General features: G+C 63.1%; 21 protein-coding genes. 14 read left to right on the forward strand and 7 right to left on the reverse strand.

All coding sequences use genetic code 11. The features are described from left to right. Positions 1–2 precede the first annotated feature (2 nt). Complete coding sequence (locus BN1233_RS09625) at positions 3–932, reverse strand: AEC family transporter (protein WP_046863371.1); 930 nt, start codon at positions 930–932, stop codon at positions 3–5. A 139-nt stretch (positions 933–1,071) separates the two neighbouring features. Beyond that, the gene (ruvX, locus tag BN1233_RS09630) at positions 1,072–1,503 is read right to left on the reverse strand and encodes a Holliday junction resolvase RuvX (protein WP_046863372.1); all 432 of its coding nucleotides are present in this window, start codon (positions 1,501–1,503) and stop codon (positions 1,072–1,074) included. A gap of 218 nt (positions 1,504–1,721) precedes the next feature. Between ruvX and BN1233_RS09635 the strand changes: the two genes are divergently transcribed. The 4 genes from BN1233_RS09635 (at position 1,722) to BN1233_RS09650 (ending at position 4,657) form a co-directional block, all read left to right on the forward strand. Next, positions 1,722–2,420, forward strand: a complete 699-nt coding sequence (locus BN1233_RS09635) for a metal-dependent hydrolase (RefSeq protein ID WP_046863373.1) — start codon at positions 1,722–1,724, stop codon at positions 2,418–2,420. 66 nt (positions 2,421–2,486) lie between these two features. Continuing rightward, the gene (gatC, locus tag BN1233_RS09640; RefSeq protein ID WP_046863374.1) at positions 2,487–2,774 is read left to right on the forward strand and encodes an Asp-tRNA(Asn)/Glu-tRNA(Gln) amidotransferase subunit GatC; all 288 of its coding nucleotides are present in this window, start codon (positions 2,487–2,489) and stop codon (positions 2,772–2,774) included. A gap of 69 nt (positions 2,775–2,843) precedes the next feature. Further along, complete coding sequence (gene gatA / locus BN1233_RS09645) at positions 2,844–4,367, forward strand: Asp-tRNA(Asn)/Glu-tRNA(Gln) amidotransferase subunit GatA (RefSeq protein WP_046863375.1); 1,524 nt, start codon at positions 2,844–2,846, stop codon at positions 4,365–4,367. Further along, the gene (locus BN1233_RS09650) at positions 4,364–4,657 is read left to right on the forward strand and encodes a hypothetical protein (RefSeq protein ID WP_046863857.1); all 294 of its coding nucleotides are present in this window, start codon (positions 4,364–4,366) and stop codon (positions 4,655–4,657) included. The genes gatA and BN1233_RS09650 overlap by 4 nt, the downstream gene beginning before the upstream one ends. Before the next feature lie 110 nt (positions 4,658–4,767). On the opposite strand, the gene BN1233_RS09655 is transcribed toward BN1233_RS09650, so the two are convergent. After that, on the reverse strand, positions 4,768–5,073 hold the full coding sequence (locus tag BN1233_RS09655) for a hypothetical protein (RefSeq protein ID WP_046863376.1): 306 nt from the start codon (positions 5,071–5,073) through the stop codon (positions 4,768–4,770). 191 nt (positions 5,074–5,264) lie between these two features. Here BN1233_RS09655 and gatB point away from each other — a divergent pair, with 191 nt between their 5' ends. Continuing rightward, positions 5,265–6,740: an Asp-tRNA(Asn)/Glu-tRNA(Gln) amidotransferase subunit GatB gene (gene gatB / locus BN1233_RS09660; protein ID WP_046863377.1), complete on the forward strand. Its 1,476-nt coding sequence runs from the start codon at positions 5,265–5,267 to the stop codon at positions 6,738–6,740. Continuing rightward, a complete protein-coding gene (locus tag BN1233_RS09665; RefSeq protein WP_187144269.1) occupies positions 6,737–7,303 on the forward strand; it encodes a GNAT family N-acetyltransferase in 567 nt (188 codons plus the stop codon). The genes gatB and BN1233_RS09665 overlap by 4 nt, the downstream gene beginning before the upstream one ends. On the opposite strand, the gene BN1233_RS09670 is transcribed toward BN1233_RS09665, so the two are convergent. Continuing rightward, a complete protein-coding gene (locus BN1233_RS09670) occupies positions 7,273–7,686 on the reverse strand; it encodes a DUF4345 domain-containing protein (RefSeq protein WP_425311703.1) in 414 nt (137 codons plus the stop codon). The two genes, BN1233_RS09665 and BN1233_RS09670, sit on opposite strands and share 31 nt — an antisense overlap. A gap of 205 nt (positions 7,687–7,891) precedes the next feature. Between BN1233_RS09670 and BN1233_RS09675 the strand changes: the two genes are divergently transcribed. From BN1233_RS09675 to BN1233_RS09690, 4 genes are all read left to right on the forward strand, one after another. Continuing rightward, the gene (locus BN1233_RS09675) at positions 7,892–8,359 is read left to right on the forward strand and encodes a GNAT family N-acetyltransferase (protein ID WP_244470657.1); all 468 of its coding nucleotides are present in this window, start codon (positions 7,892–7,894) and stop codon (positions 8,357–8,359) included. A 110-nt stretch (positions 8,360–8,469) separates the two neighbouring features. After that, positions 8,470–10,278: an aspartate--tRNA ligase gene (gene aspS, locus BN1233_RS09680; protein WP_046863379.1), complete on the forward strand. Its 1,809-nt coding sequence runs from the start codon at positions 8,470–8,472 to the stop codon at positions 10,276–10,278. After that, positions 10,275–11,225: a glycosyltransferase family 2 protein gene (locus tag BN1233_RS09685; protein WP_063776616.1), complete on the forward strand. Its 951-nt coding sequence runs from the start codon at positions 10,275–10,277 to the stop codon at positions 11,223–11,225. Before aspS ends, BN1233_RS09685 begins: the two co-directional genes overlap by 4 nt. Then, on the forward strand, positions 11,222–11,860 hold the full coding sequence (locus tag BN1233_RS09690) for a class I SAM-dependent methyltransferase (protein WP_048707637.1): 639 nt from the start codon (positions 11,222–11,224) through the stop codon (positions 11,858–11,860). The genes BN1233_RS09685 and BN1233_RS09690 overlap by 4 nt, the downstream gene beginning before the upstream one ends. A gap of 1 nt (position 11,861) precedes the next feature. Here the strand turns inward: BN1233_RS09690 and BN1233_RS09695 are convergent, their stop codons facing one another. Further along, a complete protein-coding gene (locus BN1233_RS09695) occupies positions 11,862–12,500 on the reverse strand; it encodes a CatB-related O-acetyltransferase (RefSeq protein WP_244470658.1) in 639 nt (212 codons plus the stop codon). Positions 12,501–12,593: 93 nt separating this feature from the next. Here BN1233_RS09695 and BN1233_RS09700 point away from each other — a divergent pair, with 93 nt between their 5' ends. Next, positions 12,594–14,888, forward strand: coding sequence for an NADP-dependent malic enzyme (locus BN1233_RS09700; RefSeq protein ID WP_046863381.1), 2,295 nt, complete (start codon positions 12,594–12,596; stop codon positions 14,886–14,888). A 5-nt stretch (positions 14,889–14,893) separates the two neighbouring features. Here BN1233_RS09700 and BN1233_RS09705 read toward each other — a convergent pair whose 3' ends face one another. Next, entirely contained in the window at positions 14,894–16,756 is a 1,863-nt protein-coding gene (locus BN1233_RS09705) for a hypothetical protein (RefSeq protein ID WP_048707639.1), read from the reverse strand. Between the two features lie 81 nt (positions 16,757–16,837). Further along, complete coding sequence (erpA, locus tag BN1233_RS09710) at positions 16,838–17,164, reverse strand: iron-sulfur cluster insertion protein ErpA (protein WP_046863383.1); 327 nt, start codon at positions 17,162–17,164, stop codon at positions 16,838–16,840. A 69-nt stretch (positions 17,165–17,233) separates the two neighbouring features. Between erpA and BN1233_RS09715 the strand changes: the two genes are divergently transcribed. The 3 genes from BN1233_RS09715 to BN1233_RS09725 all read left to right on the forward strand — a co-directional run bounded on the left by BN1233_RS09715 (position 17,234) and on the right by BN1233_RS09725 (position 21,700). Continuing rightward, positions 17,234–18,445, forward strand: a complete 1,212-nt coding sequence (locus tag BN1233_RS09715) for a deoxyguanosinetriphosphate triphosphohydrolase (RefSeq protein WP_046863862.1) — start codon at positions 17,234–17,236, stop codon at positions 18,443–18,445. A gap of 25 nt (positions 18,446–18,470) precedes the next feature. Next, a complete protein-coding gene (gene argS / locus BN1233_RS09720; protein ID WP_046863384.1) occupies positions 18,471–20,231 on the forward strand; it encodes an arginine--tRNA ligase in 1,761 nt (586 codons plus the stop codon). 89 nt (positions 20,232–20,320) lie between these two features. Continuing rightward, positions 20,321–21,700 carry an SPOR domain-containing protein gene (locus BN1233_RS09725; RefSeq protein WP_046863385.1) on the forward strand — a complete coding sequence of 460 codons (1,380 nt, stop codon included), beginning with the start codon at positions 20,321–20,323 and terminating at the stop codon, positions 21,698–21,700. Positions 21,701–21,803: the final 103 nt, after the last annotated feature.

The following is a 21,803-nucleotide window of genomic DNA, read 5'->3' on the forward strand; positions in this document are numbered from 1 at the left end:
CATCAAAGTGCGAGCAGAGCCAGCATGACCGGCATCGTGATGATGGCCGCGAGCGTCTGCTGTGTCAGGATCTCGGCCATCAGCGGCGCATCCCCGCCGAGCTGACGCGATAGCAGATACGCGGCGCTGGCTGTCGGAACCGACGCGGCGATCACGACCACCATGAAGTCCTGGCCGGAGATGCCGAACAGAGCTGCCAGTCCGGCTGCGAAAGTCGGCATCACCAGGAGCTTCAACGCAAGCGCCAAGAGGTGCACCTTTCGCGGCCGGGCCAGGCTGCGGACGTCGAGACCGGCACCGACGACGATGAGGCCGGCGGCGAGCGCAGGTCGGCCGAGGATCTCTGCAGTCTGAAGCAAGGGTTCCGGAATGAATCCCGCCATTGGGTTCAGGACGATTCCGACCGCGCAGGACCAGATGAACGGGTTCGTCGCAAAGGTTCGTAGAATCTGTGATGTCGATTGGGTCGGGCCGCCGGCGAAACGGACGAACACGAAAAGGGCGAGCACATTCAGCAGGGGGACCATCGCGGCGATCGCCACCGCGGTCAGGGTGACCCCGCGCTGGCCGAACAGCGATCCTGCGAGCGCGATGGCTACGAACGTGTTCCATCGCGTGGCTCCCTGGAACAGCGACGTGAAGCTGGGCCCGGTGAGCCCCATCCACTCCGAAAGGAGAGGTCTCATCGCAATGAGCAGGCCTGCCATCGCGATCACCGAGCCGAAGAGCGCGCCACCAACGCCCGCCACGGGTACCGATCCGAGATCCGCGCGCACGAGCGTGTTGATCACCAGAGCAGGAAAGAACATCACGTACGTGACCCGCTCGAGACCTACCCAGTGGTGGTCCTGAACGAAGTGCGTCACCCGTGCGGTCCAGCCCAATATGACGAGGAGGAATACCGGGACGAGGCTGGCAAAGACCGGGAGCATGCAGGAGGCGGCAGAGGAGGAGATAGGCGGGGCCGTCTCCCTGCCATGGTTGGACCCGTTTTGCTACGGCTGTCCCGACCTCCTCCGGGCCGAATTGATCGATCCGTCACGAGGCCGCGGCAGATCGACCGGTTGCGGATCAGCCCTCGCCCTCGGGAGTAGGGTGGATGCGAGCGAGACGATCGAGCGCACCCTGCAGGAGATAGGCTGCCGCCATCTTGTCGACGAGTTCCGCGCGTCTGGCGCGGGACGTGTCGGCGTCGAGGAGAGTGCGCGTCACGGCGACGGTTGAGAGACGCTCGTCCCAGAACAGCACCGGGAGCGCGAGGAGAGGCTGCATATTGCGGACGAACGCCCGGGTGGATTGAACGCGCGGCCCAGCCGAGCCATCCATGTTGAGCGGGAGTCCGAAGACGAGCCCACCGACACCGAATTTCTCCGACAGTGCTGCGATCCGGCCCACATCGGCCCTGTGCTTGGTGCGCTTGATGGTCTCCAGCGGAGTCGCGATCCGCAGCTCGATATCCGAGAGCGCCAATCCGATCGTGCGAGTCCCGAGATCGACGCCCATCAACCTCGCACGAGGTGGGAGATTCCGGAGGAAGGCCTCGAGTTCCTCAGAAGAAGTCACCGGGCGCCCCCGGAACGGTGCGGAGGGTTGTGATTGCCGGTGGGCGTCGCTATGGGGCTTGAGGCAGGTACCCGATGGTCAGGACTTCCGCCGACCGGCATCGGCCGGGCCAGTTCATCCGAGGCCGGCGCCTGCGATAGAGGATCGAGAGTGACGCCATGAAGATCATCTGGTTGGGACATTCGGCATTTCGCCTCGAATTCGCGGACAAGGTCGTTCTGATCGATCCCTTCTTTACGGGAAACCCGGCCTTCCAGGGTAGCCGTGAGCAGGCTGCCGAGGGCGTGACGCATATCTTGATCACGCATGGTCATGCCGACCACATCGGCGACGCGGTCGAGATCTCGACGTCGACCGGCGCCAAGATCGTCACCAACTTCGATCTGTGCATGTATCTCGCCTCCAAGGGCGTCACCGCATTCGACCCGATGAACACTGGCGGTACCACCGATCAAGGCGGCTTTACCGTCACCCTCGTGCGCGCCGACCACTCGGCCGGACTGGTCGAGACAGGGGTTGCCATGCCCCTCGGAAGCCCGAACGGGATCATCGTCAAAGCCTCGGGCGAGCCGACGGTTTATCATATGGGCGACACCGACATTTTCGGCGACATGGGGCTGATCGCCGAGATTCATCAACCGGACGTGGCTTTCGTACCGACCGGCGACCGTTTCACCATGGGCCCGGAAGTGGCGGCACTGGCGGTGCAGCGCTTCTTCCGGCTGAAAGCCGCGATCCCCTGCCATTACGGATCATTCCCAGTGCTCGAGCCTACTGCCGACCGGTTCGTGGCGGCGCTTGACGGCAAGGGAACGCAGGTAATCGTGCCAAACAAGACGGTAGGCATCCGCATCTGATCGTTGCGAGCCATCCAAGCGGCCTGTATAGGCCGCAAAACCTTCCATCCCCGGGAAATCCTTCTCATGTCGGTCGATCAGGCAACGGTCCGGCGCATCGCGCGGCTTGCGCGCATTGCGGTCACGGACGAGGACGTGCCCCACCTCCAGGGCGAGTTGAACGCGATCCTGTCTTTTGTCGAGCAACTTGCAGAGGTTGACGTCGAGGGTGTCGAGCCCATGACGTCCGTCATCCCCATGGAGATGAAGAAGCGGCAAGACGTCGTGACGGATGGCGGCTATCCGGACCTGATCGTCCAGAACGCGCCCGCTACGGACGACTACTTCTTTCTCGTTCCGAAGGTCGTGGAATAGACCACCGGCATCCCGTTCCCGCATCGCGCAACGTGTCCCCGGCTCCTGCGCGTTCGTTTTGGTGTACCCATGACAGATCTCACTGAACTCACTCTCGCCGAAGCCCGGGCGGGACTGAGGGCGAAGACCTTCTCGGCAACCGAGTTGGCCCAGGCGCACGTGACTGCCGTCGAGCGTGCCCGTGCGCTGAACGCATATGTGCTCGAGACCCCGGAAAAAGCTCTCGAAATGGCCAAGGCGGCTGACGAGCGCCTCGCGCGCGGAGAGGGCAGGGCGCTCGAGGGGATTCCCCTCGGGATCAAAGACCTCTTCTGCACCGAGGGGGTTGAGACGACCGCGGGCTCCAACATCCTGAAAGGGTTCAAGCCACCCTACGAATCCACCGTTACCCGGAATCTCTGGAATGACGGCGCAGTCATGCTCGGCAAGCTGAATCTCGATGAGTTCGCGATGGGCTCGTCGAACGAGACCAGCGCCTTCGGCCCGGTTGTATCGCCGTGGCGGCGCCAAGGTACGAATGCCGGCGCGGCGAGCGGCGGGAATATCGAGGGAACTCAACTTGTTCCGGGTGGATCCTCTGGCGGATCGGCGGCTGCGGTTGCCGCGCGTCTTTGCCTAGGGGCGACTGCCACCGATACGGGCGGATCTATCCGTCAGCCTGCGGCATTCACGGGAACAGTTGGCGTCAAACCTACCTATGGGCGCTGCTCGCGGTGGGGCATCGTGGCTTTCGCGTCCTCGCTCGACCAGGCTGGGCCGATCGCCCGAACCGTCGAGGATGCAGCCATTCTGCTGCGATCGATGGCCGGTCCGGATCCCCGGGATACGACGAATGCCGAGATCCCGGTTCCCCATTTCGAGTCTGCGATCCACCGGGGCGTGAAGGGGCTGACGATCGGGATCCCGAAGGAATATCGCCTGGAGGGGGTGCCGGCCGAGATCGAGGCGCTTTGGTCGCAGGGGGTCGATTGGCTGCAGGCGGCAGGTGCGCGGATCGTCGAGGTTTCGCTGCCTCACACCCGCTACGCACTTCCGGCCTACTATATCGTCGCGCCTGCGGAAGCATCCTCCAACCTCGCCCGGTATGATGGAGTGCGTTACGGGCAGCGTGTGCCGGGGAGGGACGTCGTCGAGCTCTATGAAAACACGCGCGGGGCCGGCTTCGGCCGCGAAGTGAAGCGCCGGGTCATGATCGGCACCTATGTCCTCTCGGCCGGCTACTACGATGCGTACTATGTCCGGGCCCAGAAGATCCGGACCTTGATCAAGCGGGATTTCGAGGAGGTCTACGCGAGCGGAATCGATGCCATTCTGACTCCGGCCACGCCCTCGGCGGCGTTCGGAATCGGGGAAAAGGGTTCCAGTGATCCGGTCGAGATGTATCTCAACGACGTGTTCACCGTCACCGTGAACATGGCTGGACTCCCCGGCATCGCCGTTCCGGCTGGCCTTGATTCCCAGGGGCTTCCGCTGGCTCTGCAGTTGATCGGCCGCCCCTTCGATGAGGAGACGCTCTTCGCGGCCGGACGCGTCATCGAGGATGCTGCGGGTCGAATGAGGCTGCCGGACAGGTGGTGGGAAGCCGCAGCGTGACCCCACCCTCGGCACCGGTCTCGGTTTGGCTCGCTGCTGCCTTCGACCCGCTCCTGATCGCACTGGCTGTCTGGCTGGGTTGGAAAGCGGATCAGTTCGGAAAGGTGTTTATAGCCGCAATCGCAGCTTTGGCCGCATCCGCAGTCTTCGCTTGGCTCGTCACCTTGGCTGGAATTCCTTGGATCGCACCCATCGGCCGGGACCTTCCGATACTGTTCCCGGTTCGGGCCGTGGGCGCCCTCATCTGGGCATCTTTCGGATTCGGTCTGCGGCGAGCGCTCCGCCGCTAAGCCGTCCTGCGCGCCATAACGCCGGCTGACGCGGCCTCCGGCGAACACATACGAGCAGGAGGGCCTGGGTGACCCGGGCCCTCCTGCATCATGATGGTAGGCCAGTCGTTTTACTGGGGAGACGAGGGTGTTGCAGGAGCGGCCGGGGCCGTCGTCGAACCGGCGTTCGGCGCCGTCACCGCATTGCTGCTGCCGGCATTCGAGTCAGTCGCGCCTGCAGGACGCTCGGTCTGCGTCGTGGTGCTGGCAGTCGTGTTTACGTCACGGTCGCCGCTATCATAGAAGAGAAAGGCAAGAAGCCCCAGCGCAAGAACAACGCCACCGATGATGTAGGCCATCGTATTGGATCCGCGTGTATCGCGATCGTAAACATGGGTTTCGCGATCATACACGTTAGGGTCACGATCCATCGACATTCTAAACTCCTTGACTGTTTAGTGCCCAGACAACGCCCAAACTTTCGAGGGGTTTCATCAAAACTGATCTAGGCGAGGCGTGACTGTGCATAACTGGCCTGAGGTCATTCTCGACTGACCGGGTGAAGGGCTTGACCTGAGCGGTCTTGGCCTCTTACTCCGCGCTGGACCGAGATCGACGAGGCAACACCATGAACGCGCGGGTGGATCCCAAAAAGCTCATCAAGGGAGCGACCGGGGACTGGGAAGTCGTGATCGGCATGGAGATCCATGCGCAGGTCACCAGTCGGGCCAAGCTGTTTTCCGGGGCGTCGGCGGAGTTCGGCGGCGAACCGAACTCCCACGTGTCCCTCGTCGATGCGGCCATGCCGGGCATGTTGCCGGTGATCAACGAGGAATGCGTCAAGCAGGCAGTACGCACCGGCCTTGGTCTCAAAGCTCAGATCAACCTCAAGAGCGTGTTCGACCGGAAGAACTACTTCTATCCGGATCTTCCGCAGGGATACCAGATCAGCCAGTACAAGAGCCCGATCGTGGGAGAAGGCGAGGTGATCGTCGACCTCGCGGATGGAGAGTCTCTGACGGTTGGGATCGAGCGCCTGCATCTCGAGCAGGATGCAGGGAAATCGATCCATGATCTTCACCCAACCCTGAGCTTCGTCGATCTGAACCGGTCCGGCGTTGCCCTCATGGAGATCGTCTCCAAGCCGGACATGCGTTCGTCGGACGAGGCGAAGGCCTACGTGACCAAGCTGCGGACGATTCTGCGCTATCTCGGGACCTGCGACGGCGACATGGAGAAGGGCAACCTTCGGGCAGACGTGAACGTCTCGGTCCGACGGCCAGGCGAGCCCTTGGGAACTCGGTGCGAGATCAAGAACGTCAACTCCATTCGCTTCATCGGGCAGGCGATCGAATACGAGGCAAGGCGGCAAATCGGGATTCTAGAGGACGGTGGAACCATCCAGCAGGAAACCCGCCTCTTCGATCCGGGCAAAGGCGAAACCCGATCGATGCGCTCGAAAGAGGAGGCGCACGACTATCGATACTTCCCGGATCCTGACCTGCTGCCGCTCGAATTCGAGCAGAGCTTCGTCGAGGCACTGGCGGCTGATCTGCCGGAACTCCCGGACGCGAAGAGAACCCGGTTCATCAAGGAATACGGGCTGTCGAGCTATGACGCCGGGGTGCTGGTGGCAGAACGGATCGCCGCGGATTATTTCGAGGCAGTCGTGCAAGGCCGCGACGGCAAGATCGTCGCGAACTGGGTCATTAACGAACTCTTCGGCCGGCTCAACCGCGACGGCAAGGACATCTCTTCGACACCGATCTCCGCAGATCAGCTCGGGACGATCATCGACCTGATCCAGGAGAAGATGATCTCCGGCAAGATCGCGAAGGATCTGTTCGAGATCGTCTTCACCGAAGGCGGCGATCCTCGCGAAATCGTTGAGCGCCGCGGCATGAAGCAGGTGACGGATACCGGTGCGATCGAGCAGGCCGTGGATCAGATCATTGCCGCGAATCCCGAGAAGGTCGAACAGGCCAAGGCGAAGCCGACCCTCCTTGGTTGGTTCGTCGGGCAGGTCATGAAGACGACCGGTGGGAAGGCGAATCCTCAGGCCGTCAACGAGATGTTGCGCAACAAGCTCGGGATTTCCGAGTGACGGCAGCGGAAGACTCCGGCGCCTCTCCTCGAGAATGGCCGTTGCGGCTGGTCGAGAACCGTGATGCGCAGGATCTATTCGGCCTTCTGGCCCTCTGCTTTGCCGAGTATCCCGGCTGTTTCGTCGATCCGCATTGCGATCTTGCCGACCTGAGGGAGCCCGCGGCGGCCACTGCGGAGCGGGAGGGCGCCTTTTGGGTGATCGAAGATCACGCCGGTCGGATCTGCGCCTGTATCGCCGTGGACTTTCCCGAAGCACGGGTAATGGAGCTTCACCGGCTCTATGTCCGCCCTGATCGCCGTCGCCGGGGCTTAGCAGCCAGGCTCGTCGAGACAGCCGAAGCGTTCGCCCGAGCCCGGGGTAGCACCCACGTAGTGCTCTGGTCGGACACCCGGTTCCGGGATGCTCATCGTCTCTATGAGCGTCTCGGCTACTGCCAGACGGGTAAGGTCCGCGACCTCGGCGATATCTCGCATTCGGTCGAACACCACTTCGAGAAGCGACTCACCGATGATGCGGGGTCGGGCGAAAGCTACGCTGTCGGCTCTTTGATCTCGGCATAGGCGTTGGCAATCCGGGTCTGCCAGAGGCAGAGTACCGGCGTCACGACCAGTTCCATGAGAAGACCGCCGAGCATGAAAAGTGACGGAAGGCCGGTCAGGAGCAGCCCGACGAGACGGCCAAGTCCTCCGAGGACGACGAGAAGCGTAAGAAGGCGGAACCGACCGGTCTTGGTCTCGATGGCAGGGATCGTGCTCCAGAAGATGAGCCCGATGGCGAGGAGCAGACCCGAAAGAAAGCGAAAATGGCTATCTGCCGAGACGCTCACCGCGTCACCCGTCAGAGCGTGCCCGAACAGGACTCCATAGAGGCCAGTCGCAACGGGCAGGATGGCACAGATCCCGACCGCCTGCTGGAGAAGCCGTCTCTCACGAATTATCGCCATCTCGGACCTTCCTGCCACGCGACCTTGGCGTAATGTCGCATCCTCTCTGTCCGGCCGGCGTCAGCGCAACCTGGCCCGGCACGAGACGCGCCCCCATGCCCTTCCGGGGTAGACGGTATGGTTGACCATCTACGCCCGGCCCTCCACTCTCTCGCACAAGCGTCGTCCGGGTCCATGCCCAGCCACTTCGTTCGGAGAGCGCATTGTGAAGCTGCTCATTCGGGAGGCCAAGCGCGCCGATCTCCCGTCCATCGTCCGCCTCCACGCAGAGGACGATCTCGGCGGGCATGGAGATGCCTGGACCAGCCTGAACAGCGCCGCATACGAGGCCGCATTCGACGCGATCGGGCGCAGCCCCGACAATCTTCTCTTCGTCGCGGAACTGGACGGGGAGGTGGTCGGCTGCTGTCAGTTGACGTTCATTCCCACGATCGCGGGCCGGGGCGCCTTGGTGATGCGTCTCGGAGGGGTGCAGGTCGCCTCGGGCCTTCGGTCACAGGGTATCGGAGGGCGTATGGTGACCTATGCCGAGACCGTCGCAAAAGAACGGGGAGCGAACTCCCTTGTGCTTTCTTCGAACAAGCGGCGCGTGGATGCCCACCGGTTCTACGAGCGCCTAGGATTTAGCCGCAGTCACGAAGGTTTTCGAAAAGCGCTCGACCGAGCGTCGTAAGAGCGCGCCTGCGCCTATGGCGCTGTGTAGCTGGTCGAGATCGGCAGGGCTGCCTTGACATCCCCTTGCTCGCGTGAATGGTGCCGGCTTCATCCAGCAAGCAGGATCCCATGCACCGTTACCGCTCCCACACCTGCGGCGCGCTCCGCGAGTCCCATGAGGGGGAAACCGTCCGCCTCTCAGGCTGGTGCCATCGCATTCGCGATCATGGAGGGGTGCTCTTCATCGATTTGCGTGACCATTACGGGCTGACCCAATGCGTTGCTGATCCTGATTCCCCGGCCTTCAAGCTCGCCGAAACCGCACGCGCGGAGTGGGTCGTGCGGATCGATGGCCGGGTGCGGCGCCGGCCGGCTGGCACGGAGAACCCGGACCTTCCGACCGGGATGATCGAGATCTTCATTACCGATATGGAAGTCCTCGGCCCCGCGGCCGAGCTCCCGATGCCGGTCTTTGGTGAGCAGGAATATCCCGAGGAAACCCGGCTCACCTACCGGTTCCTCGACCTGCGCCGGGAGAGGCTTCACGAGAACATCATGAAGCGCGGCGCCATTATCGACTCTCTCCGCCACCGCATGAAGGATCAGGGCTTCTCCGAGTTCCAGACACCCATCCTGACGGCATCCTCTCCCGAGGGAGCCCGCGACTTCCTCGTTCCGTCGCGGCTGCATCCCGGAAAGTTCTATGCCCTCCCGCAGGCGCCGCAACAGTTCAAGCAATTGCTTATGGTAGCGGGATTCGACCGGTACTTCCAGGTTGCGCCCTGCTTTCGGGACGAAGATCCACGTGCCGACCGGCTCCCGGGCGAGTTCTACCAGCTCGACGTCGAGATGAGTTTCGTCACACAGGAAGACGTGTTCCAGGCCATGGAGCCCGTGATCCGAGGGACCTTCGAGGAATTCGCCGAAGGCAAGCCCGTGACGCCGGTATTCCTGCGCATCCCGTATGCCGAGGCAATTCTAAAGTACGGCTCCGATAAGCCGGATCTCCGGAACCCTCTCGTGATCAGCGATGTCTCCGAGGTCTTCGGTCGCGAGGAGGTGACCTTTAATGCCTTCAAGTCTCTGCTGAAGACTGGAGGCGCTGTCAGGGCCATTCCCGCTCCGGGTGCCGCTGCTCAGCCGCGCTCCTTCTTCGACAAGATGAATGACTGGGCGCGGGGCGAGGGGGCTCCTGGCCTGGGTTACATCGTCTTCGAAGATGCCGGTGGGCAGCTCGCTGGGCGCGGCCCGATCGCAAAGTTCGTCCCGCCTGAAGCTCAGGCTGAGATTGCAAAAATATCCGGCTGCAAGGCGGGTGACGCTGTCTTCTTTGCGGCAGGGGAGCCCGCCAAGGCAGCCGCTCTCGCCGGAAAGGCAAGGGTGCGGATCGGGGACGAACTCGGCCTCGGCGACAAGGATCAATTCGCCCTCTGCTGGATCACCGATTTCCCGCAATATGAATGGAACGAGGATGAGAAGAAGATCGACTTCTCCCACAATCCATTCTCGATGCCAGCGATCGAGCCCGATGCGTTTCTCGCCCTGAATGCGGAAGACCGCGACCGGATTCTGTCTCTTACGGCGTATCAGTACGATGTAGTGTGCAATGGGTTCGAGATTGCATCCGGCGCAATCCGCAACCACCGGCCCGACATCATGCGGAGGGCCTTTGCTATTGCGGGCTATGACGAGCGTGTGCTGGAAGAGAAGTTCGGAGGTATGTATCGCGCCTTCCACTATGGCGCGCCTCCGCACGGCGGAATGGCAGCAGGCATCGACCGAATCGTGATGCTCCTGTGCGGCGCCATCAATCTGCGCGAAGTCACGCTGTTTCCGATGAACCAGCGGGCCGAGGATCTTCTGCTCGGTGCGCCATCGGCCGTCACGCCGAAGCAACTGCGGGAGTTGCACATCAGGCTCAACCTTCCGGAGAAATGAGCTTCATCACGGCCATCATAGTCGCCTTCGACAGCGCGCATGCGCTGCCGTCGTGTCTTGATGCGCTGAAGCAGGCTGGCGTCCCTTCCATTGTCGTGGACAACGCGTCGCGGGATGATTCCGTCGATGTTGCGCTTGCGTATGGCGCGACTGTCGTTCGGCACGCCCGCAACGAAGGCTATGGTCGAGCGAACAATACCGGAGCGCGAACCGCTCTCAGCGAGTTTCTCCTCATCGTGAACCCGGACGTCGTGGTCCAACCCGGGTGTGTGGCGGAACTTCTGAATGCGGCCCGTCGCTATCCGGAAGCCGGTTTCTTCGCACCAAAGATCGTCGAGCCGGACGGGCGCGTGTTCTTCCAGCCGCGCTCGCTCCTTGCGCCATATCTTCAGAACCCGAAGGGCCATCTTGCGATTCCGGAGGCCGACGCCTGTGCTCCGTTCTTCTCTGGAGCCTGCTTTCTGGTTCGTCGCTCTCTCTTCCTCGAGATCGGAGGATTCGACGAGAACATCTTCCTGTTCTACGAAGATGACGATCTGTGCCGCCGAATTGCGGAGAGGAGCCCGGCGCTGATCTTCGTTCCTGCGGCGGTGGTCGAACACCAGCGCGGCCGGTCGACCCGAGCGGAGCCCGGCAGGGTATTCCGGTCTCGTTGGCATCTCGCGTGGTCGCAGGCCTATGTCGCACGAAAATACGGGCTCCCAAATCCCGCTCCTCGTGTCTTCATGATGAACAGCCTTAAGACAATCGGAGCCTGCGCAGGCTTCAACCGATCGCGGATCGAGCGCTACGCAGGTTCGGCAGCTGGTGCCTTGGACTTCCTGCGGGGCCGGAAGGCACTCGAAGCAGCCGGCCTGGACGATCCGGCGGTTCCGCTCGTCCTGGGCGAACCGACGCCGCCGAACGCAACGATCGCTATCGCAGACGACGGTGCGGCGGTCTCATGACGGAGCGCTATTACGGCACCGCAAGGACCGAAATCCTGCCCTGGCTGCCGGAGCGCGTCGAGCGCGTTCTCGACGTGGGATGCGGAACGGGCGCGACGACCGAGGCCGTGCGCAGCCTGCGGTCGCTCGCCTGGGCAGGCGGTATCGAATATGTCGGAGAGGTTGCCGCACAGGCCGCGCATGCTTTCGACCGCGTCTGGGTTGGCGATGCCGCGGCTGCGCCTCTGGAGGCGGAAATTCCTGCCGGATCCCTCGATCTGGTCCTGTGCCTCGATGTTCTCGAGCACATGGTCGATCCATGGTCGATGACGCGGCGCCTTGCGGCGCTGCTGCGGCCGGGTGGGCGATTGATCATCTCGGTTCCGAACATCAGGAACTGGAAGTTCGTCTGGCGCCTCACTACGCGCGGCGATTTCATTTATCGCGAGGCGGGCCTCCTCGATCGGACGCATCTGCGCTTTTTCGTTCGTAGGACGGCCGTCGAGCTTGCGACCGGCGCCGATCTAAGTGTCGTGGCCGCCACATCGGTTCAGCATTGGCGCTTCCCGGATGGGCGCTGGTTCCTGTCACGAGCGAGTGCCGGTCGCCTGGACGAGATCCTGGCGAAGCAGTGGCTCGTCGTGGCGGAGCGGTAGCTCATGAGAGAGCCACACTGCTCTCTTTAGCTCGCAGTTCGGCAACTCTCGCGGCCAGTTCCTCGATGCGGGCGCTTTGCAGCAGCGGGATGAGTTCGCCGACCAGCTGGGGAGGCAGATCCCACCAGGCAGCCTCAAGCAGGCGTGCAATTGACGCCTCATTGAAGCGCAGCCGCATCTGATTGGCCGGGTTTCCCGCGACGATCGCATAAGGTGGCACGTCCCGGGTCACGACCGCACGTGCACCGATCACGGCGCCATGCCCGATCGAGACTCCCGACAGGACGACCGCGCCGGAGCCCAGCCACACATCGTGCCCGATCGTCACGTCGCCGCGCGTCACGTGAACCTCTCGCCCCCGGGGCGCCTCGGGCCATCGATCACGTAAGGCCGAGAATGGATACGTCGATATCCAGTCGGTTCGGTGATTCCCGCCGAGGAAGATCTCCACGGCGTCTGCAATCGAGCAATAGCGTCCGATCTTCAGTCTTGCCCCCGTCTCCGGGAAGCGGACCTTAGGAGCGCCATAGGTAAAGGCACCGATCTCGAAGCCGTAGCGCCGGATCTGGCGGGCCAGATGAACGCGCGTCTCATTGTGCGGATTGCGCCAGTTCCGGGGAAGGAAGCGGAACGGTTTCACTGGGACACGCCTGCCCGTTGACGGCATGCGTCGAAAGCGAGCACAACGGCCCACCAAGGGCGTTTGTTGGTGCCCCAAGGGAGATTGCACGGGATGGTCGACAACATCTCACAAGACCTGAAATCAGGGGCGCTGTTCTACCACCGCCATCCCAGGCCCGGAAAACTCGAAATCCAACCTACGAAGCCACTGGGAAATCAGCGCGATTTGGCTCTCGCCTACTCGCCCGGAGTGGCTGCTCCATGCCAGGCGATTCTCGAAGACCCCGAAGAGGCTGCGCTCCTTACCAGCCGGCAAAATCTCGTCGGCGTCATTTCGAACGGCACCGCCGTGCTCGGTCTTGGAGACATCGGTGCCCTGGCGTCCAAGCCGGTCATGGAAGGGAAGGCGGTTCTGTTCAAGAAGTTTGCCGGTATCGATGTATTCGATATCGAGCTCGCGGAGAGGAACGTCGATCGCCTCGTCGACATTATTGCGGCGCTCGAGCCGACCTTCGGTGGGATCAATCTCGAGGACATCAAGTCACCCGAGTGCTTTGAACTCGAGGAGCGCCTCCAGGCCAGGATGGGTATCCCGGTCTTTCACGACGACCAGCATGGAACCGCCATCATCGTCGGCGCGGCCGTGACGAACGCGCTGGAACTGGCGGGCAAGCGTATCGAGGACGTCAAGATCGTGACGTCCGGGGCAGGGGCCGCCGCCCTGGCCTGCCTCAACCTGCTCGTCTCTCTCGGGGCGAAGCGCGAAAATATCTGGGTGACCGATATCGAAGGGGTCGTTTACGAAGGCCGCCCGGTGCTGATGGACCGATGGAAAGGAGTGTATGCCCAGAACACCGATGCACGCACTCTGGCCGACGTGATCGGCGATGCGGACGTGTTTCTCGGGCTATCAGCCGGCGGCGTGCTCAAGCCGGAATACCTCGCCCGGATGGCGCCGAATCCGCTCGTGCTCGCTCTCGCCAATCCCCACCCCGAGATCATGCCCGAGCTCGCGGAAGCGACTCGGCCGGACGCAATGATCTGCACGGGTCGCTCGGATTATCCGAACCAAGTCAACAACGTCCTCTGCTTCCCCTATATTTTCCGGGGTGCACTGGACGTCGCCGCGACGACGATCAACGAGGCCATGAAGACTGCGGCGGTGAAAGCGATCGCCGCTCTCGCCCGGGAATCGCCGTCCGATGTGGTCGCCCGTGCCTATGGGGGTGAGGCGCATCCCTTCGGACGCAACTCCCTGATACCGAGCCCGTTCGATCCTCGCCTGATCCTGCGCATCGCTCCCGCTGTCGCACAGGCCGCGATGGAGAGCGGGGTTGCACGGAGACCCCTCGAGGACCTCGCAGCCTACGCCGATTCCCTGATCCGGTTCGTGTTCCGCTCGGGCTTCATCATGAAGCCGCTTTTCGCCCGCGCGAAGGCGGATCCGAGGCGCGTGATCTATGCCGAGGGCGAGGACGAGCGCGTGCTGCGCGCTACCCAGGCGATCATCGAGGAGGGGATCGCACGTCCGATCCTGATTGGGCGCCCGGCCGTCGTGGAGGCGAGGCTGAAGCGTTTCGGACTCTCGATGGAGCCCGGTCGTGACTTCGAGCTCGTGAATCCAGAGGATGACCCCCGCTATCGCGACTATGTCGCGACCTACATCGAGGCTGCAGGGCGCAAGGGTATCACGCCGGATGCGGCGAAGACCCTGGTGCGCACGAACACGACCGTGATTGGAGCGCTCGCCGTGCAGCGCGGGGATGCCGACGCGTTGATCTGCGGCCTGGAGGGGAGGTTCGACTCCCGCCTGAAGCACATCAAGGATATCATCGGGCTCGCCCCAGCTGCACGGGCGCTTGCCGCCATGTCTCTCGTAATTACGCCGAAGGGCGTGTATTTCCTGGCCGATACCCACGTTCAGCCGGACCCAAGCGCAGAGCAGATCGCGGACATGACGATCGCCTGTGCGAGTCATGTGAGGCGGTTCGGATTATCTCCGAGCATCGCTCTGCTCTCTCATTCGGATTTCGGCTCGGCAGATACGCCCTCTGCATGCAAGATGCGGGATGCCCTCGCGCTCCTTCGTGAGCGTGCTCCCGACCTTGAGGTCGACGGAGAAATGCAGGCTGACACCGCGTTATCGGAGATCACTCGTGAGCGCGTGTTCCCGGGCTCCCGCCTTCAGGGCGCCGCGAACGTGCTGATCATGCCGAACTTGGACGCCGCCAACATCGCCTTCCAGTTCACGAAGGCCTTGGCGGATGCTCTCCCAGTCGGTCCGATCCTCATCGGACCGGCGAAGCCGGCTCATATCCTCTCGCCGTCGGTGACTGCCCGCGGGATCGTGAACATCACCGCAGTCGCAGTCGTCGAAGCACAATCGCGGCCGGCTGCTCAGATCTGACCCGATCAGGGTTCCTGAGCTGCCGCCTTGATTTCGAGGCGGTCGAGCGCTGCCGTAGGATTGCCCGACCCGGCAAGATCCGCAAGGCCAACACCTTGCGGATCCTTGGCACGGGCGCTCACGGTCAGGCGCCCGGGCTTGGCGACAAATCTCGCCACGGCTCCGGTGAGGGCTCTCGCCTGCTCGGAACTGCCGAGAAAGGCCGGAAGCGCAATGCCGACGGCAGCAGCATATTCCCGGCGTACGGCCTCGACGGTCTTGCCGCGCTGGCGAGCCTCACGCTCGAGAATCCTGTCGAGCAGGCCGCCATTGACGAGCTTCACGTCGAGGTTGCGCAGGGTGGCCTCCATGAGGGCGACCGTTGCGAGAGCGGTGTCGGTGCCGAATGCCTCGCCCGACACATTTCCGAGCACACCGCGCACCGTGAATGCTCCCATTCCGGCGCCGTTGAACGTGAGATCCTGCAAAACCAGATCGCGAGAGCTCGGATTCCAACTGGCGGCAGACGCGAAGGAGACGTCGAAGGAGCCATAGCCCAGATCGAGAAGTGTCTTGATCCCTTCCTGGTCGCTCGCGCGCGGCAGAGCCGCAGCGAGCCCGTCGACGGCAATCCGAACGCTCGTCGGAACACCGTCGACGGGCTCGCTTGCGCCGAGTTCGACGGTGGATATCGAGAACCGCCCGCTATCCCCATCAAGACCGGCGCTCGACTGACGCGGGGCGACCGCCACCCCTTCAACCCGGATCCCGCCAAAAGTCGGGAGCAGCTTTTGAAATGCTTCTGGCGCAAGATTGTCGAGGTCCTGTCCGCCGAGCTCACGCAGACCTGCAAAGGTCGGCTTGAGCGAGAAGCCCGTGAGCGTGATGGCGGCGACCGTACCGGTGGCATCGGGGGTCTCGACCGAGAGGTTCTCGAGCTTGGCTTCGGCGGTGGCGCCGTCCAAGGCACCGCGATAGCCAATGCGGGAGATGCGCATCCCGAAGGACGCCATAGCACCTGCATCGGAGGTCGCTTCGATGCCCGAGATTTCCACTTCGCGGGCTTCGAATACGCCCCCGAGATCTCCGATCATTGTGAGGACGCGCGTTGCCTCGGGCGGCGAGGCCTGGCCGGTTTCGGCTAATGGAAGAAGTTCCGACAGGGTCCCGAGCAGGGATTCCGATGTCCGTCGCGCCACGAAGTCGCGGCCCGTGAGCCGCTCAATGCGGAGAATGCCCTGATCGCCCGTCTGCACGATGTTCTCGATTGAGATCCGGCCATAAACGCGCGCCATCAGGTCGGAGGACGACTTTTCGGTCAGTACTCTCGCCAGCCATGGCCCGTCCAAATTCTCGACGACCATGCGGCCCTGCGTTGCGACCGCGCGGCCCTGCGGGCCCTTCATCTCCGTGAAGGCGGCCTCCACGCCAATCGACCCGAATTGACCGCCCACGATGCCGCGTGCGGCCAAGTTTCTCATCTCCCCCCGCTGCTCGACGCCAGCGATGTCCTGGGAGACGATGAGTTCGGGAATTCTGATTTCTTCCGCTTCGAGCTTCGCGATGCGTTCGGCTAACGGCTCCTTCGCGGTCGGATCGAAAAGCCTCTGGAGATCGGCCGGGGAGGATTTCAGACCGATGACCTCGATGCGCGGAGCCCGGTATGTCAGGGGCCCGAATGCGACCGTGACGTCGTTGAGGATGACGGGAGAGGAACTCTGCGCGAAGGCGGCCGGGAGCAACACACCCCGGATGCTCTGCACCTCGAACGAGAGGCCGCCGTACTGGAGGCGGATTTCTCCCGAGGTCCAAGGGACCTCACGTGTAATGGCAACACCAAAGCAAGCTGCGCTCACCAGGAGCGCGGCCCTAAGCCTATTTCCACGCATGATGATCTCTCCCCCGCGCGACGATAGGGGGAAGCCGAGCGCATTGCACGTCGAGCCAAGCGGAGAGCCGGGTTTTCCCCGTCAGATCGAAAAAGAGGTGCCGCAGCCGCACGAAGCAGTGGCGTGTGGATTCTCGATCTTGAAGGATTGCCCGATAAGGTCGTCGACGAAGTCGATGACCGACCCCCCCATATATTCAAGGGAGACCGGGTCGACGAGCACCGCAGCGCCATCCCGCTCGATGAGAACGTCCTCGTCCTGGCGACTCCGGTCGATTTCGAAGGAATACTGGAACCCCGAGCATCCACCCCCGTTCACCGAGATCCGAAGCATGGAACCCGGCGGCTCGGTCGTCATGATGTCCTTGATTCGGCGCGCCGCCCGTTCTGTGAGGCTGATCCCGTCCATCGATATCCCGGCTTGATCCAGTATCGCATTGCAAGGTAAGGGCCGATTCAGGTGGCTTCAACCCGGGGAATTGCCGTGAGGCCCTTTGGCGAGCGATGGCGGGCGCCTTACGGGTGCGACCCTGCGCGGACTCGGGGCCGGCTCTATCCGGAGCCGATGTCGCCCACCCGGAGCGACTTCCAGCGTGACCGGGACCGCATCATTCACTCGTCGGCCTTCAGGCGCCTTAAGCACAAGACACAGGTCTTCGTCGATCACGAGGGGGACCACTACCGGACGAGGCTCACCCACACGATCGAGGTAAGCCAGATCGCCCGGGCTCTGGCGCGGTCTCTTGGACTCGACGAGGACCTCGCCGAGGCTCTCGCGCTGTCCCATGACCTTGGACACACCCCATTCGGTCATACCGGAGAGGATGCGCTCAACGAATGCATGCGGGCCTTCGGAGGTTTCGACCATAACGCACAGGCTCTGACGGTCGTGACCCGATTGGAGCACCGTTATGCCAACTTCGACGGTCTCAACCTGACCTGGGAGACGCTGGAGGGCCTTGTCAAACACAATGGCCCCCTCCTGGAGGCGGATGGACGGCCGGTCGGCAAATACGCCGAACGCGGCCTTCCTCTGGCAATTCTGGAATATAACGCCTTGCAGGACCTCGACTTGGCCTCGCAGGCTGGCGCAGAAGCGCAGGCCGCGGCTATCGCCGACGATATCGCCTACAATGCCCATGACATTGATGACGGCCTCAGGGCGGGCCTGTTCGACATCGAAGAGCTGAGGCAAGCCGCTTTCCTGGACGACCTCCTTCGTGAGATCGATGCACTCCACCCCAACCTCGACTTGTCACGCCGCATCCACGAAGTGACACGACGGGTGATCACCCGCTTCGTGGAGGACGTGCTGGCCGAGAGTGCTAGGCGGATCTCGGCCCTCGATCCGTCGGATGCGGAGGATATCCGACGTGCGCAGGACGTGGTGATCGCTTTCTCGCCGGATCTCCGGGGGGCCGATGCCGCGATCAAGCAGTTCCTCTACCCCCATATGTACCGGCACCCCAAGGTCATGGAGGTGCGGCAGCATGCCGATCGGATCGTGCGGGATCTCTTCCACCGCTTCTGCGACGATCCCGCTGCGCTCCCCCAGGAGTGGCGAAACGAGCTCCCGGAAGATCCGGCACGGAGGGCTCGGAGGGTCTCGGATTACATCGCGGGGATGACGGATCCCTTCGCCGTAATGGAGCACCGTCGGCTGTTTGACGACACCCCGGATCTGCGTTAGGCGCCCAAGTTTCGGGGCGTACCAGATGAATATTTTTGCGTTGTTCGAGGACCGGGTGACCGCAAGCCTGGAGCGGCTTGCGGAGCGAGGGGCCATTCCCGCCGGCCTTGATATGCGCCGCGTTATCGTCGAGCCACCGCGCGACCCGACCCACGGAGACCTTGCTACCAATGCCGCTATGGTCCTCGCGAAGGACGCAGGGACGAACCCGCGAGCGCTCGCCGAACTGATCGCCGCCGAGCTGCGGGAGGATCCCAGCGTTGTATCCGCGGAGGTGGCGGGCCCCGGCTTCATCAATATCAGGCTTGCTCCCACCATCCTGCACGATGTGCTCCGCCGGGCCGCTCAGGATGGAGAATTCTTCGGGCGGAGCGGGCAGGGCGCCGGGCGCAGAGTCAACGTGGAATACGTCTCTGCCAATCCGACCGGCCCCATGCATGTCGGGCACGGACGGGGGGCGGTATTCGGCGATGCTCTGGCGAATCTCCTCGGATTCGCCGGCTACGACGTTACCCGCGAGTACTACATCAACGATGCAGGAGCGCAGGTCGACATCCTCGCACGGTCCGCCTTCCTGCGCTACCGCGAGGCGCTCGGCGACACGGTGGGCCCGATCCCGGAGGGTCTTTATCCCGGCGACTATCTCGTTCCCGTTGGGCAGGCCCTCGCGGAGAAGTACGGCACAGCTCTTCGTGACAGGCCAGAGGAGGAATGGCTCCCGGAGGTCCGGTCGTTCGCGATCGCGGCGATGATGCAAATGATTCGGAACGACCTCGCCGCGCTGAATATCCGCCACGACGTGTTCTTCTCGGAGCGCTCCCTCACGACAGGGGCACAGGACGAGATCAAGCTGACCATTGAGGATCTCCGGTCCCGCGACCTGGTCTATGAAGGAAGGTTGGCTCCTCCGAAAGGACAGCCCGTCGAGGATTGGGAAGATCGCGAGCAGACGCTGTTCCGGGCCACGGCCTTCGGCGACGACGTAGACCGTCCGCTTCTCAAGTCCGACGGCTCCTACACCTATTTCGCTGCCGATATCGCCTATCACCGGTCCAAGTTCGAGCGGGGTTTCCCGCTCATGATCGACGTCTGGGGAGCCGACCACGGCGGTTACGTCAAGCGAATGCAGGCTGCAGTCCGTGCAGTCACGGCCGGGGAGGGCGAGCTCGACGTGAAGCTTTGCCAGCTGGTGAAGCTTCTGCGTGGCGGGCAGCCCGTGAAGATGTCGAAGCGAGCAGGAGAGTTCGTCACACTGCGCGATGTCGTCGACGAGGTCGGACGCGATGCCGTCCGGTTTATGATGATCTTTCGCAAGAATGACGCTCCCCTGGATTTCGACCTCGCCAAGGTCGTGGAGCAGTCCAAGGACAATCCGGTCTTCTATGTCCAGTATGCCCACGCCCGCTGCGCATCCGTGCTTCGCCAGGCGGACGAGGTCATGCCGGGCGCGAACAAACCCAGGGAACAGCTTGGGGAAATTGATCTTTCCGCTCTGGTTGACGATGCTGAAATCGATGTGGCCCGGAAGATCGCGCAGTACCCCCGCGTGATTCAGGCTTCCGCCGAAGCTCATGAGCCGCACCGGGTCGCGTTCTTCCTCTACGATCTTGCCAGCTCGTTCCATTCACTCTGGACCAAGGGCAAAGACTTGCCTCAATTACGGTTTGTTAATCAGACTGATCAAGATTCAACACAGGCGAGGCTCGTTCTCGTGAGAGCCCTCAAGGGGGTTCTGTCTTCGGGCCTTTCAGTGTTGGGCGTCACGGCACCGGACGAGATGCGATAGGCGCAATCGGCGGGTATTTGCGCGCCTTTGCCAGGTCTCGTGATGTCGCGAGAAGCGGTCCCGACGGGCCGCCACGGGAGTCAAGCGTAATGAGCGAATCTGTAAAACCCCGTTTCGCCGTCGATCTCGATGATATCGAGCGTCAGCTTGCGAGTGCCCAATCGACACCTCCAACGGCATCACCGTCGCGCAACGATCCCTTGGCCGAGCTCGCGCGAATCGTCGGCCAGGACGACCCTTTCCAGGACATTCTCTCGCGAGGGCGGCCTGCGGCACGAAGCCATACGCAAGCCGATCTGGACGATATCTTCGCGAGCCGCGCTCCTGAGCAGTATGCCCGCCCTGGCATGGGCGGAACGCAGCCCTACCCGGCTCCGATGCCTTCCGAGGATCAGCCCGACAACTTTTCCGCGTCGGATTACTCTGCCCCGGATTACGGAGCACCCTATTCCGCAGACCAGGCCTATGCCGAGCCTTATGGATACGACGCCGATGTCGATGAACCAGTCGGTCGGCAGCCAACCCGATCCAGGAAGGGCCTCGTAGCAGCCGGAGCCCTCCTCGGAGCGGTAGCTCTCGTCGGCGGCGGGTACTGGATGATCGGGCAGGGGACCGGAACGTTCTCGAGCGGAGGCGAGCCTCCTCTCGTGAAGGCATCGCAGGAACCCGTCAAAGTCGAGCCTCAGACGCCTGGCGGAGTCGAGATTCCTCACCAGAACAAGGAGATTTACGGGGCCGCGCAGGACGGGAAAACGCATGTCGTCAATCGCGAGGAACAGCCGGTCGACGTCCAGCAGGCAGTCCGTGATGCACAGGGCGCCAGCGCCGAATCGACGGGCGCAACCACGATCAGCGCCCCGGCTGGCAATGGCCTGAACCTCGGCGAGCCCAAGCGGGTTCGTACCATCACGATTCGTCCCGATGGCACGCCCGTGACGGACGAGCCGGCAGCACCACGCCGAGCGTCCTCGACGCAACCTCCTTCAATGGCGCTTCCCGCCGCGGCGCAGACCGCGCCGGCGACGGGGGGATCGGCTCAGGCGCGCCAGGCGCCCGCAGCACAGCCTGCTCCGCCTCCGGCGAGTGCAACGCCACGAGCGACCGCCTCCAGCAGTGCAGGTGGTGCTTCGACCCAGAATCCGGCACCTGCTCCGCAGCGCGTCGCGTCGGCTGACCCTGCGGCACTTGCGATGGCGTCACCTCCCGCCGCGAGCGCACCGGCCCCGAGCGGAGGCTTCGCGGTTCAGCTCGCCGTGCGCACCACGGAAGCCGAGGCGCGATCCGCATTCCCTGGGCTCCAACAGAAATACGCGGAGCTCGCGACGCTCTCGCCGATCATCCGCAAGGCGGAAGTCAACGGCAACACGATCTACCGGCTTCGGGTCGGCCCGATGTCTCGTGATGACGCGTCTTCTCTCTGCTCGCGGATTCAGGGTCAGGGCGGGCAGTGCTTCGTGGCCAAGAACTGAGCATTCCTCGAAGTCAGGGTGCAGGGTGCCGCCGATGATGCGGCACCCCCGATCGGCCCAGGCCGATGCGGAATCGTGGGACACCGGTTCTCCTGTCCTTGAC

The organism is Microvirga massiliensis, assembly GCF_001006805.1.
GTDB lineage: Bacteria > Pseudomonadota > Alphaproteobacteria > Rhizobiales > Beijerinckiaceae > Microvirga > Microvirga massiliensis.

Coding starts and splice junctions, on each gene's coding strand:
- BN1233_RS09625 (WP_046863371.1), bottom strand. CDS start 932: ATGCTCCCGGTCTTTGCCAGCCTCGTCCCGGTATTCCTCCTCGTCATA.
- ruvX (WP_046863372.1), bottom strand. CDS start 1,503: ATGGGCGTCGATCTCGGGACTCGCACGATCGGATTGGCGCTCTCGGAT.
- BN1233_RS09635 (WP_046863373.1), top strand. CDS start 1,722: ATGAAGATCATCTGGTTGGGACATTCGGCATTTCGCCTCGAATTCGCG.
- gatC (WP_046863374.1), top strand. CDS start 2,487: ATGTCGGTCGATCAGGCAACGGTCCGGCGCATCGCGCGGCTTGCGCGC.
- gatA (WP_046863375.1), top strand. CDS start 2,844: ATGACAGATCTCACTGAACTCACTCTCGCCGAAGCCCGGGCGGGACTG.
- BN1233_RS09655 (WP_046863376.1), bottom strand. CDS start 5,073: ATGTCGATGGATCGTGACCCTAACGTGTATGATCGCGAAACCCATGTT.
- gatB (WP_046863377.1), top strand. CDS start 5,265: ATGAACGCGCGGGTGGATCCCAAAAAGCTCATCAAGGGAGCGACCGGG.
- BN1233_RS09670 (WP_425311703.1), bottom strand. CDS start 7,686: ATGGCGATAATTCGTGAGAGACGGCTTCTCCAGCAGGCGGTCGGGATC.
- aspS (WP_046863379.1), top strand. CDS start 8,470: ATGCACCGTTACCGCTCCCACACCTGCGGCGCGCTCCGCGAGTCCCAT.
- BN1233_RS09685 (WP_063776616.1), top strand. CDS start 10,275: ATGAGCTTCATCACGGCCATCATAGTCGCCTTCGACAGCGCGCATGCG.
- BN1233_RS09690 (WP_048707637.1), top strand. CDS start 11,222: ATGACGGAGCGCTATTACGGCACCGCAAGGACCGAAATCCTGCCCTGG.
- BN1233_RS09700 (WP_046863381.1), top strand. CDS start 12,594: ATGGTCGACAACATCTCACAAGACCTGAAATCAGGGGCGCTGTTCTAC.
- BN1233_RS09705 (WP_048707639.1), bottom strand. CDS start 16,756: ATGCGTGGAAATAGGCTTAGGGCCGCGCTCCTGGTGAGCGCAGCTTGC.
- erpA (WP_046863383.1), bottom strand. CDS start 17,164: ATGGACGGGATCAGCCTCACAGAACGGGCGGCGCGCCGAATCAAGGAC.
- argS (WP_046863384.1), top strand. CDS start 18,471: ATGAATATTTTTGCGTTGTTCGAGGACCGGGTGACCGCAAGCCTGGAG.
- BN1233_RS09725 (WP_046863385.1), top strand. CDS start 20,321: ATGAGCGAATCTGTAAAACCCCGTTTCGCCGTCGATCTCGATGATATC.